This is a genomic window from Rheinheimera sp. EpRS3 (assembly GCF_001513785.1).
In the GTDB taxonomy this organism is placed as follows: domain Bacteria; phylum Pseudomonadota; class Gammaproteobacteria; order Enterobacterales; family Alteromonadaceae; genus Alishewanella.
Genome location: NZ_LNQS01000009.1, coordinates 232,582 through 248,749, shown reverse-complemented (window position 1 = coordinate 248,749; position 16,168 = coordinate 232,582). Strand labels below are relative to the sequence as shown.

The following is a 16,168-nucleotide window of genomic DNA, read 5'->3' as shown; positions in this document are numbered from 1 at the left end:
TTTGATCCAGCGCTAAATATAGCGCTGGTATTTGCGCTAAGCTCTATGGCAAATAATGGGAGAGATACCATGAAAGTTGCCGTATTCAGCGCGAAAAAATATGACAGAGACGGCTTCAGCCAGTGGGCTGACAGCAGTTTGCAGTTTAGCTACCACGAAACCAGACTAAATAAAGACAGCGTAAAGCTGGCTGCAGGCAGCCATGCAGTGTGCGCTTTTGTAAATGACGAACTTAATGCTGAAGTATTACAGCAGTTATCAGAGCTCGGTATTGAGATGATAGCGCTACGCTGCGCCGGTTTTAACAATGTCGATCTGGACGCAGCCAAAGTGCTTGGCATTAGGGTGTCACGGGTACCGGCGTATTCTCCTGAGGCGGTGGCTGAACATACTATCGGTATGATGCTGTGCTTAAACCGCAAACTGCATAAAGCCTATAACCGGGTACGTGATGACAACTTTGCGCTGGACGGCCTGCTGGGTTTTAATCTGTTTGGCAAAACCGTCGGGTTAATTGGTACCGGCCGTATTGGCCTTGCCACAGCGCGGATCCTACGCGGCTTTGGTTGCCAGTTACTCTGCCATGATATTGCACAAAACCCACATATTGCAGAGCTGGGCGGGCGCTATGTACCACTGGCCGAGCTGTATGCCCAAAGCGACATTATCAGCCTGCACTGCCCGCTTACACCCGATACAAAGCATATTATTAACCACTACAGTATTGGTAGCATGAAAGATGGTGTAATGCTGATTAACACCAGCCGTGGTGCATTAATTGATAGCAAAGCAGTGATAGCCGGATTGAAAAACCGAAAAATTGGCTATCTGGGTTTAGATGTTTACGAGCAGGAAGCCGACTTATTCTTTGAAAACCTGTCAGAGCAAGTGATAGACGATGACGTATTTAAACGTTTGCTTACGTTCCCAAATGTACTAATAACCGGCCATCAGGCGTTTTTCACCAAAGAAGCATTACAGGAAATTTGCCAGGTAACCAGCGACAATTTACTGGCATTTGCCAGTAATACCGCTACCGGCAACGAGCTTATAAACTAAAAAGCAGCACAACGGCTGCTTCTTTTACAAGGCTTTGACACTAAATGCCTTAATCTTCCTGCATTTCACTTAACAGGGTTTCTGCCAGCTCGTCTGGCATTACCACCACGCCCGGGCCATCAGTATCAGGCAGCACGGCGATAGCCAGCTCGTCGCCGTTTAAGCCAGACGTCCATTTATCCAGCCAGGTGTCTACATCAACAGCCTGGGCAGAACAATGCGCCCACTCACCTTCAATCCACTGCTCAGCAAGTTCGGCATGTGGCCATACCGGAATACAACGCTCATCTTCTGCGCTTACCAGTACAAAACCGTCTTCATCGGTTAAAATCCAGATTTTTTCCAGATCAGCAACAGCCTGAATAAAATAAGTGTAACGCTGCTCTGCATCTAATGCGGTGATGCGTTTAAGCTCTTCAGCCGTTAATTGATAATCCATAAGTGGTTCCTGTTCAGCGAATCAATAATACCGCTAATGATGACGGATCATGCGGCCTTTTACCATTAATAATTACGCCAGCCAGGCATTACCAAACCAAATCAGCAACGCATAACGCGCGCCTTTACCCAACAACACCAACAACAAAAACAGGCCAAAGCGTACCTTCAGCATACCGGCGATCAACGTCAGAGGGTCGCCCACCAGCGGCAGCCAGGCAAAGAGCAAACTCCAACTGCCAAAACGCTGAAATTGCCGTTGCGCTTTATCAAGCGCTGCGGCTGAAAAGGGAAACCAGCGCTTATGTTGAAACTGCAGCAGTTTCAGCCCCAGGTACCAGTTAATACAAGAGCCCAGCGTATTACCGGCAGTAGCCGCAATAAACAACCACAGCGGGTTATAGCCTTGTTGTAACAGGGCCAGCAATAATACTTCACTGGACGCCGGAAACAACGTAGCGGCCAACAGGCCGCTACAAAACAGCGAGAAATACGCCAGCATTAATCAGGCTACCAACACCTGCCAGGCTAAACGCAGCCAAAGCAGCCATAAGGCCAGGCATCCCAGTAAAAATATGTTAAAGCGTAACCGTACATTATTACTGCCAATATGCACCACCGTATGCATTACCCGCAGCAATACAAAGGCCGCGCCCAACACTGCATAGCCCAGATCAGCAAACCCAAGCTGCAGTGTAAATAACACGCTGAATAAATACAGCATTGGCATCTGGAACTGGTTATCAAAGTTACGACTGGTAGCAATTACCTGCTCATTGGCACCAGTCAGGTTCATCGTTTTAAACGCGGCTACCGTAATTTCTTTATTTTTAGCCGCCCGGATACGGCGTTTCCCCATCAACACCATCACTACACTGGTAAGTAATATCTGCACAAATACCGGCAGCAATATCAATTTTTCCATTTTATTCTCCAAATTTAAACTGCTCAGAGCTTAATGCAGCCAGGTTAAAGATGCCAGCGTCTTAATTCTGTCATATCAGGCCTTTATATTTCAGGCAGTGATATTGCTATACTGCGTTGTCTTTTTTAGTTGGGTGATGCAATGGCGCAATTATATTTTTACTACTCGGCAATGAATGCCGGCAAATCAACCTCTTTACTGCAAAGTGCATATAACTATCAGGAAAGAGGCATGACAGTGGCTATTTACACCGCCGCACTGGATAACCGCTATGGCCTGGGCAAGGTAAGCTCGCGCATTGGCCTAGCGATGGATGCACATATTTTTAATAGCAGCTTTAATTTTGTTAGTCATGTAAAGCAGCTAAAAACACAGGGCCGTTTAGACTGCGTATTAATAGATGAAGCGCAGTTTTTATCCAAAGCTCAGGTTAGGCAGCTAACCGATGTGGTCGACGATTTAAATATACCGGTGCTGGCCTTTGGCCTGCGTACCGACTTTTTAGGCGAAACCTTTGCCGGTAGCGAAGCGTTGCTGGCCTGGGCTGATAAACTGATAGAGCTGAAAACCATTTGCCATTGTGGCCGCAAAGCGAATTTTGTGGTGCGGTTAGACGAGCATGGCAAGGCGGCAACCGAAGGCTCGCAAGTACAAATTGGCGGCAATGAAAGTTATGTATCCATGTGCCGCGCGCACTTTAAAGCGCTGGTATGGCAGGATCAAACAAAGGAATAACAGATGAAAATTCTCTATGGTGTGCAGGCAACAGGAAATGGTCATATCAGCCGGGCCCGCGCCATGGGGAAGTATCTGGCTAACGCCGGTGTACAGGTAGATTATCTGTTTTCCGGCCGCCCTGCTGACCAACTGTTTGATATGCAGCAGTTTGGCGATTATCAGGTCAAACGTGGCTTAAACTTTGTTACCCAAGCCGGCACAGTCAATTACTGGCAAACACTGCGCCAGGCTTCGGTGCAAACCCTGTGGCAGGATGTTAAAACGCTCGATTGCAGCAGTTATGATCTGGTCCTGACTGATTTTGAACCCATTACCGCGCACGCCGCAAAACAGCAAAAAAAGCGTAGCGTTGCGCTTGGTCATCAGTATGCCTTTCTGCATAAAATCCCAATGGAACATGCCAATCTGGTTACTCACCTGATGTTCCGCCACTTTGCTCCGGCACAAACACAATTGGGCCTGCACTGGCACCATTTTAATCAGCCCATCCTGCCACCTATTATCGACGAGGCTGAGCACAATGCAGATACAGAAGCCAATAAAGTGCTGGTATATTTACCGTTTGAAGATCAACAGCAGGTTATTGGTCTGCTAAAACCGTTAACAGAGTTCCAGTTCTGCCTGTATGGCCCCGGGCTGACTAAAGCGGCTATCGGCCATATACATACTCACCCGCCTGCACTGCACGCCTTTAAAGCCGATTTAGCCCGTTGCAGCCATGTACTCAGTAACGCCGGTTTTGAACTAATAAGCGAAGCGCTGCAACTGCAAAAACACATTATGGTGAAGCCGCTACGAGGCCAGATGGAGCAACAATCCAATGCACTGGCGTTACAACAGTTAAAATTGGCCAGCCGCACCGACAGCCTGAGTACCGGCATCATTGCAAAATGGCTAAACGAAAAGCAGCGGCATGGCACAGTAAACTACCCCAACGTTGCCAGCGCTATTTGTAACTGGTTGCTGCAAGACACACCGGGCGATGTAAATACGCTGAGTAAAACACTATGGAGTTAAAGCACTAACGCGCTATTTTTGCCAATACCGCCAAATCAGTTATAGTAAAGTATAACGATAAAGTGAGTGCGGCATGTCAAAACAAGACGTTACATTCCCCCATTTTTGGGCAGTACTTGATGCCCTGCCTACCGCATTACTTTATAAAGAAAACACCAGAGCTGCAGTATTTGCTAACCAGGCCGCTTTAACCTTGTTCCAGTTATCTGCGCAGCAAAATGTGTTATCGATATCGCAACTGCAGCAACTGCCGTTGCTCAATCCAGATAACAAACAAGCCTTTGATTTACTGCACAATCCTTTACTACTGGCGTTAAGCGGCACGGCGTTGCAACAGGTGGTCCAGCTGAACAGCTATGACAACCCGTTATTACTGCAAAGCACCAGTATTGCCCTGTCGTTTACACTGCACAGTATTAATCTGGTCACGTTGCAACCTATGGCTTTAAACACCTTGGTACCGTTGCAACCTGCATTGCCGCCGGAACAAGCAGAAATAGAAGAGGCGCTGGCGTTTGACAAACTGATGTCACTTATCTCAACCCAGCTGATTAATGTGCAAGACGACAAGCTCGATCAGCATATTGAAGATGCGTTAGCCGCAATAGGCGAGTTTTGCCATGCCGATCGCAGCTATGTATTTTTATTCAATGCCGATTTAACTGAAATGAGCAATACGCATGAATGGGTACGCGGTGGCATCAGTTCACACAAAGCTAAACTGCAACACATTCCACAGCAGGCGCTGCCTTATTTTTACCAAAAAATACAGCAGGATCTGGTATTTGCTGTTAATGATGTCACCAGCCTGCCGGCAGAAGCTGCTGCCGAACAGCACGAGTTCAACGCAGAAGATATTCAGTCAGTGCTATGTTGCGCCATGCTTAATGACGATAAACTCAGTGGTTTTGTGGGTTGCGACATGGTATCGCGACAACGTAACTGGACCAGCAATGATTTACGCCGGATGAAACTAGTAGGCGAAATGATCGCCAACACCTTACAAAATGTGAGTTACCGCCGCTCATTACAACAGATGCAGCAGCAACTGCTCCAGGTTAATCTCGAGCTGCAAAAGCAAGCCAGTCAGGATGGCCTTACCGGCATTGCCAACCGGCGCCAGTTTGATACCAGTCTGCAAAATGAACTACAACGCTGTGCCCGCAATAACCTGCCGCTGGGCCTGCTGTTGCTCGATATTGACCGTTTTAAACTCTACAACGACCACTACGGCCATCAGGCCGGTGACGACGCATTAAAGTGCATTGCTCAGGCTCTGGATAAGTTACCACGCCGCAATGGCGAACTGGCAGCACGCTACGGCGGTGAAGAGTTTGCTATTATACTGCCCGGCAGCGATACCGAAGCCTGTACCCAGATGGCTAAGCAAATACAGCAACAATTGGCCGAATTAGCAATTGCGCATCAGGCATCAGATATCGCCAGTGTTATCACTGCCAGCATAGGCGTTACCGCCAATACCCCCAACAAACACAGCACCAGCGCCGATTTTATCAGCGCCGCCGACAAGGCGTTGTATAAAGCCAAAGCCGGCGGGCGTAACCAGTTTATTATCGCCACACAGTAAAACGGGAAGCCAGGCTTCCCGTTTGGTTTTTTCTGCCAAGCTAAACCTCAAGGCTTAGTCGTAGAATGGTGAGCGTTGCTCGGTGGCGTTAATCAACGTATTAGGCCGGTTTAGTGGCTGGCCACCATCTCTGGCAATCGGTACCCAAGGCAAGCGCCCACGTCCTGTAGCCGGGCGCAGCGAGAACAAATCAAAGGGTATTGATAAATAAAAGCCTTTGGTAAAGCTACCTTCGCCATACTCAGCCGATGACACATTAGTAAAGGCCGCATAAGCGCCAACTACAATACCGCTATCAAAGCGCTTGGCAAAATCAACGTTTACCCCACGGTCTTTTGCCAAAAACTGGCCTATGTTAAAGGTCAGCTGGGTATCCGGTAAAAACTCAGGCTTCCAGTACACATTCACATGGCCGGTAAAGGTTTTATAGTCAAAGAAGTCCAGGTCATTCTCATAAGAGCGCTGACGTACATAGTTAACATCAAAACCAATAGCAAAGTTAGAATCTACCGGGCGGTATAACACTTCACCACCAACACCACCAAACATCATCTCCAGATAACCACCATAAGCCTGGGCATAAATATCCGGTGCTATCTGGTCCTGCCATTGCAAATACAGGTTTTCCATCGACACCGTACTACGGGTTACATATTCACGGATATAAGTACGTACCCTGGGTAATGGTGTATTTTGCGCGTCGACTTTATAGTTAAATTTATCAAAGTTCTCCAGCAAGGTTACTTTGGCGGCGCCGTTAATACTAAAATTACTGGTCAAATTATAACCGGCATTCGCTAACACTCCACCCTGATACATATAAAAGGCTTCAGGGTTACCAAAGGTTTGGATCCAAAATGTTTCAACACCGGTATAAAAACCATTTTGCTCCGGCAACTCGGTTAAACCAAGCGTTCGGGGCTCGGGCTGCTGGCGCACATAAGTTGATTTAACCTCACTGTGTAACGAATCATAGCGGGCAGCACTAATAAACTGCTGTGCATCTACCACCGTTTCTACCATTGGCAGGTTGCCATTATAAGTTACTATGCGATAGGTTTTAATATTAGCCGGTACCTCTGTGGCTAAAATCCGGCTAATCCGCTCAATAGCCTCATCATGGTCACGGTAAGATACCTGCTGGCCATACAATATAAACTCATCATCGGTCATCTGCGACGAGCGCAGCATAAAGCCAGCCTCCGTAAACAATGCCTTAGGCAAAGCATCGCGGTCGGTAATTTGCTTACTGGCATCTAACTGCTCAGGAATAATACGCGGTGCTGGCTTAACTTTAATTTGGCTAATACTGTGTAAATTCATCGCGTAATGCACACCAAAACCCAGGGTATTACCGCGCTGATAATTCAGATCAAAATTAAAATCTTTCCAGCGATACACAGCACCTATATTCCAGCGGCTATCTTGTTCAAGCTCGCCAGCTCTGTCGTTTTGGTAGTCATTACCCTCATACTCAAGTTTTAGGCGCAGCGGCTGCCACGGCGTTTGATACTCAATACCGCCAAATAATGCCGCCGGGCCTTTAAAAAACTGGTCATAATCTATTTTACCGCCCTGCCCGCTATAGCCACCTGGTCTGCTACAGAAACTGTCTTTTATCTCACAAAACGGGTTTTTAGTATTGCCACTATTCCCTAAATAGCCCCAGCCCATCCCCAGGTGAAAATCAAGGTCACCCCATTTTTTGCTTAAACTGATAAATTCACTTTCAAAGAAACCGGTACCGCCAAAATCCCGAAAACCAACTGATACCTGAGGCAAATAGGTACTCTCTTGCAGCAAGCGAAACTTAACGTCGATACCTTTATCTTTTAACGTCTGATCACCACTAAAGCCAGGAAAAGGGCTATATAACTGGGTACGCACATCAGTGTAGCGCACCGTGGATTCCATCCAGTCAAATAACTGAATACTTACCGACCATAAACGATACTCGTCATTATCGGTATAGTTTATTGACAGATCACCAGCTGGCGCCATACGGGCTGTTGGCGTTTGAATTAACCCAACGCCACCATGGGCCATTTGCGACACTCCTGCCGCCGTCTGCTGCCAGCTGTCTTTGCTATCGGCTTTGGCGACCTGGGGTTGCAACGCCAGACTGATTAAAGAGAGTAAAAATGGAATACGTACGGCAGTCATGGCAACACCCTGTGGCTGGCAAGCTCAAGCAAACGCTTATTTAATATATCTAACTGTGAACTAAACAACTGGCTTTGCAGCGGAACAAAAATCTGCGCCCCTGGCATCGCTTCAATATGAGCATGATTCCAGTAAGCCGCCCCGGCAACCTGTACTTTACCATCTGGTTGCACCAGCATCAGCTCAGTAACATCGGCTGCATCAGTTGGCCGCGCTGAAATAACATAGTCAGCCGCCGGTGTTGCACCACGGTGTGCTACTGCCATAGCAGAGCCGATAGCGCCAAACAGATATACATTGGCTGGGCGCGGTTTCAGCTGCAATAAATAAGCACCATTATCAAAACGCGGATTAAGCTCTGGCCGTATTCTGGCAAAATCATAGTCAATTGGCACCAATATACGCTTTGCTAAACGCCAGGATGCCAACTGGCGCTCCAGTGACTGTAATGTGATAACTAAATCACTGTCAGCGGCATTATGCTGTTTTAGCTGTGCTATTTGCTTTAGCAACTGCTGGCGTAATTGCTCCGGCTCATCAGAGTCAAGCTGATACAACGCAGCCGCCGGCCAGTACCAGTTGCTTTGCAAAGCAACCGGTGCCAGCACCTCATGTAGCCGTGGGTTGGCATCAAACTGATAGCGGCTGCCATTAGTTTCTACCGTTACTGCGCCATACACTGGCGGCGCAATAAGCAAAGCACTAAAAATAAACTGTTTAAGCATATTTATGTTCTTCATTGTGCACCACCGGCATTATTGCTACCTGCCGCTGGCAGCAGCCGTGCTATCCGGCTGGCATACGTCATGGTTATAGGCTGTAGAAAAGGCGACAATGTCTGCTCACTTTTGATCAAAGTGCCAGATTCACTGTCAAACCAAAAATAGTTTTGCCAGTTGCCATCAAAGCGCAGGTAATTAGCGCTATCTTCATACTTTACATGCTCCACTACCAGCGTGGTATTCAGCTGTTGCTGAAAAACCGTCAACTGTTGCGCGGGTATAACTTCAAAGCGTGAGCGCAGTGCATAACCATATTCACCGTTATGCCAGTCTGCCAGGCGTAGCCAGGTATTATCAGGGCGAATAGAGGCTATACGGCGAACCGGGTCATTAATAGTGTTGGTCAGGTGCAATAAGTCATTTTCCAAACCTAAAGTACGCACCAGGCGGCCCTGCTCCATTATCAGCATGGCATTATCTGCCGATACCCATTTATGCTGGCCGGCTTCCAGGTGCATTAGCACCATTACCGCTTGTGCCCGCTCACCGTGCCTTACATAAAGTAAATCGTATTGTGACTGCTGTACCTCAGCCAGGCTAAGTTCTGCATCTGGGGTATCCGCAAACGCAAGTTTAAGGGTATCAATATAAGAATGATAAGTACCAGCACATGCGGTAAGGGCTAGCAGCACAAGACCACTAAAGACCGTTTTAATTAATGCTATCAAGGTGTATGCTCGCTGAATAAAAATACCAAATAAACCACAGCAATAAAAAAGCCGCCTACAGGCGGCTTTTTTTAAGCAATAAACTTACATAGTTGAAGTTACTGTCACAGTTGCCGTGCCAGTACTTGTATTAGTTACAGTATTACCATTACAAACACCATTTACTGGTGTGCTGCCGTCATCACACAGCACTGGAGGCTGAGTTACAGAAGTGCCACGGTTATTAGAAATAACGGCAGCTGCAACTGCAACACCCACTACGCCAGCAGCGATAGTAGTAGTAGCGACACCACCAATAGTACCTTCTTTGGCATCAGCACCACCAGCAACATCTTGAGCATTAACACCAGCACTTAACGCCATTACCGCAGCAGCAATAATTAATTTTTTCATAGCAATTCCCTCAATAAACAAATTTGGATTTCCAGTTAGGCGAAGAGTAACGTAAACACAAGTATTACTCAACCCCTAACTGCATATTAACTGCTTTTTTTGCAGCTTACTGTTAACAGTATTGGCTAACAATACTTCTTTGCCGGCGCTGCAGTTACAGCACCTATGCCCGTGGCGGTATTTACTACCATATTCAGCGGCACCGCAACCGGTGCAGCCAACTCAATATCGCAACAGGCTTTTACCACCAGATCACTGCTGGCGCAGCTATAATTAAAGCCTGCAGGAGCAACCCGCATTAGCTCAATAATTTGCTCAACTGCAAAACTGTCGCACAGGGTATCCAGTTGTAATAGCATACTTTCCATCTGGCTCCAGCCAAGGCACACTTCATCAGCGGCCATAATACGCGGATGGGCAGTTTCGCGTACATTTTCGCCGATTAATAACTCTTCATACAGTTTTTCGCCCGGCCGCAAGCCGGAATACTGAACTTCAATATCACCATTAGGGTGTACTTCATCTTTAACTTCCAGCCCCATCAGGTGGATCATACGTTTGGCTAAATCGGCAATTTTCACCGGTTCGCCCATATCCAGCACAAATACATCACCGCCCTGCCCCATAGCACCGGCCTGTATCACCAGCTGCGCCGCCTCGGGTATGGTCATAAAATACCGAATAATATCTTTATGCGTTACCGTAACCGGCCCACCACGGCGTATTTGCTCACGAAACAGTGGCACCACAGAGCCGCTGGAGCCAAGCACATTGCCAAAACGCACCATACAAAACCTTGTAGTGCTTTGCCGCTCCGATAGAGCCTGCAATACTAACTCGGCTAAGCGCTTTGACGCCCCCATTACGTTAGTTGGCCGCACCGCTTTGTCAGTAGAGATAAGTACAAAAGTTTCTACGCCGGAGGCAATAGCCGCCTCGGCGGCATACCAGGTGCCAAATACATTATTGCGCACCCCTTCAACTACATTATATTCTACCAGCGGCACATGCTTATAAGCCGCTGCATGGTAAACCGTCTGCACTTTAAAGGCTTTCATTACCGTTTCCAGCCGGTTACGCCGCTGCGCAGTACCCATTATTGGCACCAACTGAATATCCAGCTGTTGGTGTTTAATCAGGGCACTTAATTCTTGCTCTATGCTGTACAGGCTAAATTCTGACAACTCAAATAACACCAGCGTTTTAGGCTCGCAGGTAATAATTTGCCGGCACAACTCAGAGCCAATAGAGCCGCCCGCACCGGTTACCATAACTACCTTGCCGTGAATATTAGCCTGCATCAGTTTGGTTTTCGGCGCTACCGGATCACGGCCCAGCAAATCTTCAATTTTTACGTCCTGCAACTCATCAATACGCATAGAGCCATCAACTAAATCACTCATGCCGGGGATAGACTGCACCGGTATTGGAAGCTCTTCCAACGCATCCAGCACTTCGCGCCGACGTGAGCGGCTAACAGACGGCAACGCCAGTAAAATACGGCTGATATTATGTGACTTGATCAGGCTGGTAATCTGGGCTGGCGCACCAACAGGCACACCCAAAATAGTAGAACGGTGCAGGGTGGTGTCGTCATCAACAAACACTACTGGGTGGTACTGCTCACCATTAATAAGCGCTTGTGCTAACTGGCGGCCGGACGAGCCGGCGCCATAAATAAGCACGCGTTCTTTATGGCCATTATTACGCTGCACCAAAAACATCCGTGCCAGTAAACGTAAACCACCTGAGCTAATTAAGGCCAGAATAGCGTAAACGAAAATCAGGTTGCCTTTGTCATGCACCTTTAGCAGGCCAAACAATAGCGCCAACACAAAGGCGCTGCTTACTATACCAGCCAACACTGCGCCCAGCGCATGCTGGCCAATATAGCGGATAACTGCACGGTACAAACCAAGCTTGGTAAAAATAAATAATGTAACAGGCAGGGTTACGGCAAAAGCCAGAGCAATTTCAGGAATATCAGTACGGTCTTCGTGCTGTGTCAAAAAATACGCAGCAAACAACGAGCTGATTAAAAAAAACATATCAGCTATCACTGAAATTAAGCGTTTTATCGCACGGGGCAACCCCAGCAACCAAGCAAGCATCAACTACTCCAGAATAACGTTAGCCTGTCTGGCCAACAATAATCAATTTTAACTGGCGCGAGTATAACACCCGCAACCATTGTAATCGCATTATGCCTAACCTGCTGTATTCAGCAACTGGGTTAACCACTGCTTAAAATCCGGCCCCAGATATTTATCACGCAAACCATGTTCAACAAAGGCCTGCATATAGCCCAGCTTATTGCCACAATCATGGCTACGGCCGGTAATATGGTAGGCATTTACGGCTTCCGCTTCCATTAATAATGCAATGGCGTCCGTGAGCTGAATTTCATCACCCGCCCCGACAGGAGTACGCTTTAACTGCTGCCAGATTTGCTGGCTAAATACATAGCGTCCTACCACCGCCAGATTAGACGGCGCCTGCTCAACAGCGGGTTTTTCCACTATAGCGGCCATTCTGACAGACTCACCGCCTTGCACCTGGTGGCCACCCACATCGGCAACACCATAGTTGCTTACCATATCATGCGGCACTGGCTCAACCATTACCTGGCTAACACCACTTTGTTCAAACAACTGCACCATTTTTGCCAGGTTGTCGCGACGTAAATCACAGTCGTAACCATCAATCAAAACATCTGGCAGCACTACTGCGAAAGGAGCATCGCCCACCAGCGGCAATGCGCACAGCACTGCATGGCCCAGACCCTTAGCCTCGCCCTGACGCACATGCATAATAGTCACATCTTTCGGACAAATAGCCTGCACTTCATCCAACAACTGGCGCTTAACCCGCTTTTCCAGCATAGATTCCAGTTCAAAGCTTTTATCAAAATGGTTTTCTATACTGTTTTTCGATGAATGCGTTACCAGCACTATCTGCTTAATACCTGCCGCAATACATTCGCTTACTACATACTGAATCAACGGCTTATCGACTACCGGCAGCATTTCTTTCGGTATTGCTTTAGTTGCCGGCAACATCCTGGTACCCAACCCGGCAACCGGTATTACCGCTTTTAATACTTTCATGTAAACTCCAATACTCAGTGTTTAGTGTTGAATGGTAAGTGTTGAGTTAACAACTCATAACTCACCATTCATAACTCAACACTAACTTAATCGCTACCAAACAAATCACGGGTATACACTTTGTCTTCTACATCCACCAAAACTTCACTGCGCCGGTTTGCCACTATTACATCTGAAATTTGCTTAAATTCAGCCAGGTCTTTAATAACGCGGGAGCGGAAAAACTCATCCTGTTTTAATTCCGGCTCGTATACCACAACCTCAATGCCTTTAGCTTTAATGCGCTTCATAATGCCCTGAATCGCAGAGGCGCGGAAATTGTCCGACCCAGCTTTCATTGCCAACCGGTATACACCGACTATTTTCGGGTTACGCTTCACAATAGATTCAGCAATAAAATCTTTACGGGTACGGTTGGCATCTACCACTGCCTGCATAATGTTATTAGGTACATGCTGGTAATTAGCCAGTAACTGCTTAGTATCTTTAGGTAAGCAATAACCACCATAACCAAAGCTGGGGTTGTTGTAATGCTTGCCAATACGTGGGTCTAAGCCTACGCCTTCAATAATCTGCCGCGAATTTAAGCCATGGCTTTCGGCATAACTATCCAGCTCGTTAAAATAGGCCACCCGCATGGCCAGGTAAGTATTAGAAAACAGCTTTATCGCTTCGGCTTCAGTGCTGTCGGTAAATAATACCGGTACATCCTGCTTAATAGCACCTTGTTGTAACAAAGCAGCAAACTGCGCGGCCCGCTCGCTTTGCTCACCAACAATAATACGTGACGGGTAAAGGTTGTCGTATAGCGCCCGGCCTTCGCGTAAAAACTCCGGTGAAAAAATCAGGTTGGCAGTAGCAAACTTTTCCCGTGCAGTTTTGGTGTAACCCACAGGCACGGTAGACTTAATTACCATCACCGCCTTGGGGTTTATTGCCATTACATCAGCGATAACAGCTTCAACACTTTTGGTATTAAAGTAATTAGTTTGCGGGTCGTAATCTGTCGGGGTGGAGATAATAACAAAATCTGCATCTGTATAGGCCTGTTGTTTATCCAACGTGGCAGTAAAGTTCAGTGCTTTGTGCAGCAGAAAATCGCTAATTTCTTTATCTTCAATCGGTGATTGTTTAGCGTTTAACAATGCTACTTTTTCCGGCAGTATATCCAGCGCCACGACGTTATTGTGCTGCGCCAGCAACATAGCATTAGATAGCCCGACATAGCCGGTACCGGCAATAGCAATTTTTAAACCTGACATAACAACCTTTTTGAATTATGAGCTGTGAGCTTTGGGCTTTGAGTTGTAAGTTTTGAGTGTTTAGTTATGATTGCGGAGTTTACCCTAAAACTAAACACTTAACACTCACAACTAAACACTAATCTCTTAACACTAAACACTAATAACCACTTCTTTGACATAAGTCGCCAGCGCCCGCTGCAAAGCCTGCTTGGCATTGTTATCGCCATGAACTATGCGCACCCGTTGTGGCTTACGTACCATACGATTGACAAAATTAATTAAACCAGCTTGGTCGGCATGGGCTGAATAGCCGCTTAACGTAATAATTTCCGCATCGATATTAATGCGCTGGCCGTCAATTTCAACATAACCGCCCTGCGGGCCAAAACGCTGTATTGCCGCCCCCAAAGTGCCCCGTGCCTGATAACCGACAAATACCACCTGATGGGCCTTATCAGCCAGTAAGGCAGTTAAATAATTAACCACCCGGCCACCTTCGCACATACCACTGGCAGCAATAACAATAGCCGGTTGTTTAGTGCGGGCTAAAAACTGCACCACATCTAAATGCTGGCTATGGCTGTCTATAGTATGTAACTGGGTAAAACTCAGCGGATGGCGCCCCTGGCGCAAACGCTGTTTGGCCTCGTTGTCCCAGCAGCTTTTTAACTCAGTGTACGCCTGGGTAAACTTTGCCGCCAGTGGTGAGTCGACGATAATCTGCAGCTCATCCCAGTGCAGGTTCTGATGAATTTTCTGTCCGCGTAAGCGATAAATAATAGCTTCAAGCTCATACAATAACTCCTGCGTGCGGCCGATACTAAAAGCCGGAAACAACACAGTGCCATTATCCTGTAATGAGTGCAGCAGCACCTGCTCTAAACGTTTTATCCGCTGACGCCGGTTGTCATGTAATCTGTCACCATAAGTGCTTTCTATTACTACTTCATCTGCTGCATAAGGGGGCTTGGGTGCAGGTAATAATGGTGCATAGGGCGCACCTAAATCGCCAGAAAACACCGTTTTGTAAGCCATTTTTACGGCCGTATTATGGCTTAACTCAACATAAGCAGAGCCCAGTATATGGCCAGCTGGTTGAAACCGCACTTTAACTGCAGCGCCATCTAACGCGGGCAAAGCCACCCACCGTTTAAATTCACAAGGCACTAACTGGCGGCGCACTCTGGCTAAAAAAGCATTAATTAACGCCTCATCGCGGGTAACACCTACTTTGAGTGCGTCTTCCAGTACCAGTGGTAATAAGGTGGCTGACGCTGTGGTACAAAATATTGGCCCGGTAAAACCGGCTGCCAGCAAATAAGGAATACGACCGACATGGTCAATATGCACATGGGTGACGATCAGGGCACGGATATGCGCAAGCGCAAATGTAATATGAGGTTTATTGGCAGAGCCGCTGTTTGACACTTCAGCACCCTGAAACAACCCACAGTCAATTAGCAGGCCGTAATCATCGCTGATGCGATATTCATGACAAGAACCAGTAACGCCGTCCACGGCGCCATGGTGGGTAAATTGGGGGGAGGTATACAATGTCGACATCCTGTCTCCTTGTTGAGTGCTTAGTTTTTAGTTGTGATTTTTGAGTTAGCTTGAGAAGTTTTTACTATGCTGGTTAGTATTTTTATTAGCTCTTCACTTTGGTTAAGTAAGCTGGTTACGTGCGGTTGAGTATTATCGAGGTAGCCAGTTATACATAGCAGCTCTAACCAATATTTCGCTTCCCTTGACTCTTTACTGGCAATACTCATTTTAGCGATAAAATCAGCTTTAGATTGCCCCGCCTGCGCCTCGTTAATATTTGCCCCGATAGAAGTACCACAGCGCACTAACTGCTTAGACAGCACAAATTCTTTATGCTCTTTTACCAAATACTGATAAAGCCTAACAACCCGAACCGCAAACTCAAAAGCCTTGGCCAATACATTGTTCGATTCAGCAGGCATTCCCGGCCCTCACAAATCCAAACTATGTAATATCTATAGCCAAAAACAAAAATTTTACAAACCACAACTCGACACTAAC

General features: G+C 47.1%; 16 protein-coding genes. 4 read left to right on the top strand and 12 right to left on the bottom strand.

Annotated elements, in window-relative coordinates; all coding sequences use genetic code 11:
* Positions 1–69 precede the first annotated feature (69 nt).
* A complete protein-coding gene (locus tag AR688_RS13570; protein ID WP_068234794.1) occupies positions 70–1,059 on the top strand; it encodes a 2-hydroxyacid dehydrogenase in 990 nt (329 codons plus the stop codon).
* A 49-nt stretch (positions 1,060–1,108) separates the two neighbouring features.
* On the opposite strand, the gene AR688_RS13565 is transcribed toward AR688_RS13570, so the two are convergent.
* The 3 genes from AR688_RS13565 to AR688_RS13555 all read right to left on the bottom strand — a co-directional run bounded on the left by AR688_RS13565 (position 1,109) and on the right by AR688_RS13555 (position 2,422).
* Positions 1,109–1,498 carry a DUF2750 domain-containing protein gene (locus tag AR688_RS13565; protein WP_068234792.1) on the bottom strand — a complete coding sequence of 130 codons (390 nt, stop codon included), beginning with the start codon at positions 1,496–1,498 and terminating at the stop codon, positions 1,109–1,111.
* A gap of 72 nt (positions 1,499–1,570) precedes the next feature.
* Positions 1,571–1,999, bottom strand: a complete 429-nt coding sequence (locus AR688_RS13560) for a YqaA family protein (RefSeq protein WP_197412226.1) — start codon at positions 1,997–1,999, stop codon at positions 1,571–1,573.
* Positions 2,000–2,002: 3 nt separating this feature from the next.
* Entirely contained in the window at positions 2,003–2,422 is a 420-nt protein-coding gene (locus tag AR688_RS13555) for an MAPEG family protein (protein WP_068234789.1), read from the bottom strand.
* Between the two features lie 141 nt (positions 2,423–2,563).
* On the opposite strand from AR688_RS13555, the gene AR688_RS13550 reads away from it, so the two are divergent.
* The 3 genes from AR688_RS13550 to AR688_RS13540 all read left to right on the top strand — a co-directional run bounded on the left by AR688_RS13550 (position 2,564) and on the right by AR688_RS13540 (position 5,765).
* Positions 2,564–3,157 (top strand): thymidine kinase, encoded by a 594-nt coding sequence (locus AR688_RS13550; protein ID WP_068235889.1) that lies wholly within the window; start codon positions 2,564–2,566, stop codon positions 3,155–3,157.
* A 3-nt stretch (positions 3,158–3,160) separates the two neighbouring features.
* Positions 3,161–4,177 (top strand): MJ1255/VC2487 family glycosyltransferase, encoded by a 1,017-nt coding sequence (locus AR688_RS13545; RefSeq protein WP_068234788.1) that lies wholly within the window; start codon positions 3,161–3,163, stop codon positions 4,175–4,177.
* A gap of 73 nt (positions 4,178–4,250) precedes the next feature.
* Positions 4,251–5,765, top strand: a complete 1,515-nt coding sequence (locus AR688_RS13540; protein ID WP_068234784.1) for a diguanylate cyclase domain-containing protein — start codon at positions 4,251–4,253, stop codon at positions 5,763–5,765.
* 54 nt (positions 5,766–5,819) lie between these two features.
* Here AR688_RS13540 and AR688_RS13535 read toward each other — a convergent pair whose 3' ends face one another.
* The 9 genes from AR688_RS13535 to AR688_RS13495 all read right to left on the bottom strand — a co-directional run bounded on the left by AR688_RS13535 (position 5,820) and on the right by AR688_RS13495 (position 16,089).
* The gene (locus tag AR688_RS13535; RefSeq protein WP_082694779.1) at positions 5,820–7,928 is read right to left on the bottom strand and encodes a YjbH domain-containing protein; all 2,109 of its coding nucleotides are present in this window, start codon (positions 7,926–7,928) and stop codon (positions 5,820–5,822) included.
* Complete coding sequence (locus AR688_RS13530) at positions 7,925–8,668, bottom strand: capsule biosynthesis GfcC family protein (RefSeq protein WP_068234783.1); 744 nt, start codon at positions 8,666–8,668, stop codon at positions 7,925–7,927. Before AR688_RS13530 ends, AR688_RS13535 begins: the two co-directional genes overlap by 4 nt.
* Positions 8,665–9,378, bottom strand: coding sequence for a YjbF family lipoprotein (locus tag AR688_RS13525; protein ID WP_156420303.1), 714 nt, complete (start codon positions 9,376–9,378; stop codon positions 8,665–8,667). Before AR688_RS13525 ends, AR688_RS13530 begins: the two co-directional genes overlap by 4 nt.
* Positions 9,379–9,462: 84 nt before the next feature.
* Positions 9,463–9,771 (bottom strand): hypothetical protein, encoded by a 309-nt coding sequence (locus AR688_RS13520; protein WP_068234782.1) that lies wholly within the window; start codon positions 9,769–9,771, stop codon positions 9,463–9,465.
* Positions 9,772–9,896: 125 nt separating this feature from the next.
* A complete protein-coding gene (locus tag AR688_RS13515; protein WP_068234779.1) occupies positions 9,897–11,882 on the bottom strand; it encodes a nucleoside-diphosphate sugar epimerase/dehydratase in 1,986 nt (661 codons plus the stop codon).
* A gap of 96 nt (positions 11,883–11,978) precedes the next feature.
* Positions 11,979–12,878 (bottom strand): UTP--glucose-1-phosphate uridylyltransferase GalU, encoded by a 900-nt coding sequence (gene galU / locus AR688_RS13510; protein WP_068234778.1) that lies wholly within the window; start codon positions 12,876–12,878, stop codon positions 11,979–11,981.
* A gap of 86 nt (positions 12,879–12,964) precedes the next feature.
* On the bottom strand, positions 12,965–14,140 hold the full coding sequence (locus AR688_RS13505) for a nucleotide sugar dehydrogenase (protein WP_068234777.1): 1,176 nt from the start codon (positions 14,138–14,140) through the stop codon (positions 12,965–12,967).
* Between the two features lie 132 nt (positions 14,141–14,272).
* A complete protein-coding gene (locus tag AR688_RS13500) occupies positions 14,273–15,685 on the bottom strand; it encodes an MBL fold metallo-hydrolase (RefSeq protein WP_068234774.1) in 1,413 nt (470 codons plus the stop codon).
* A 20-nt stretch (positions 15,686–15,705) separates the two neighbouring features.
* Positions 15,706–16,089, bottom strand: coding sequence for a four helix bundle protein (locus AR688_RS13495; RefSeq protein WP_068234771.1), 384 nt, complete (start codon positions 16,087–16,089; stop codon positions 15,706–15,708).
* Positions 16,090–16,168: the final 79 nt, after the last annotated feature.

What these genes read in the sequence shown, in the direction of transcription:
- AR688_RS13570 (WP_068234794.1), top strand. Translation starts at nt 70, where the DNA reads ATGAAAGTTGCCGTATTCAGCGCGAAAAAATATGACAGAGACGGCTTC.
- AR688_RS13565 (WP_068234792.1), bottom strand. Translation starts at nt 1,498, where the DNA reads ATGGATTATCAATTAACGGCTGAAGAGCTTAAACGCATCACCGCATTA.
- AR688_RS13560 (WP_197412226.1), bottom strand. Translation starts at nt 1,999, where the DNA reads ATGCTGGCGTATTTCTCGCTGTTTTGTAGCGGCCTGTTGGCCGCTACG.
- AR688_RS13555 (WP_068234789.1), bottom strand. Translation starts at nt 2,422, where the DNA reads ATGGAAAAATTGATATTGCTGCCGGTATTTGTGCAGATATTACTTACC.
- AR688_RS13550 (WP_068235889.1), top strand. Translation starts at nt 2,564, where the DNA reads ATGGCGCAATTATATTTTTACTACTCGGCAATGAATGCCGGCAAATCA.
- AR688_RS13545 (WP_068234788.1), top strand. Translation starts at nt 3,161, where the DNA reads ATGAAAATTCTCTATGGTGTGCAGGCAACAGGAAATGGTCATATCAGC.
- AR688_RS13540 (WP_068234784.1), top strand. Translation starts at nt 4,251, where the DNA reads ATGTCAAAACAAGACGTTACATTCCCCCATTTTTGGGCAGTACTTGAT.
- AR688_RS13535 (WP_082694779.1), bottom strand. Translation starts at nt 7,928, where the DNA reads ATGACTGCCGTACGTATTCCATTTTTACTCTCTTTAATCAGTCTGGCG.
- AR688_RS13530 (WP_068234783.1), bottom strand. Translation starts at nt 8,668, where the DNA reads ATGAAGAACATAAATATGCTTAAACAGTTTATTTTTAGTGCTTTGCTT.
- AR688_RS13520 (WP_068234782.1), bottom strand. Translation starts at nt 9,771, where the DNA reads ATGAAAAAATTAATTATTGCTGCTGCGGTAATGGCGTTAAGTGCTGGT.
- AR688_RS13515 (WP_068234779.1), bottom strand. Translation starts at nt 11,882, where the DNA reads ATGCTTGCTTGGTTGCTGGGGTTGCCCCGTGCGATAAAACGCTTAATT.
- galU (WP_068234778.1), bottom strand. Translation starts at nt 12,878, where the DNA reads ATGAAAGTATTAAAAGCGGTAATACCGGTTGCCGGGTTGGGTACCAGG.
- AR688_RS13505 (WP_068234777.1), bottom strand. Translation starts at nt 14,140, where the DNA reads ATGTCAGGTTTAAAAATTGCTATTGCCGGTACCGGCTATGTCGGGCTA.
- AR688_RS13500 (WP_068234774.1), bottom strand. Translation starts at nt 15,685, where the DNA reads ATGTCGACATTGTATACCTCCCCCCAATTTACCCACCATGGCGCCGTG.
- AR688_RS13495 (WP_068234771.1), bottom strand. Translation starts at nt 16,089, where the DNA reads ATGCCTGCTGAATCGAACAATGTATTGGCCAAGGCTTTTGAGTTTGCG.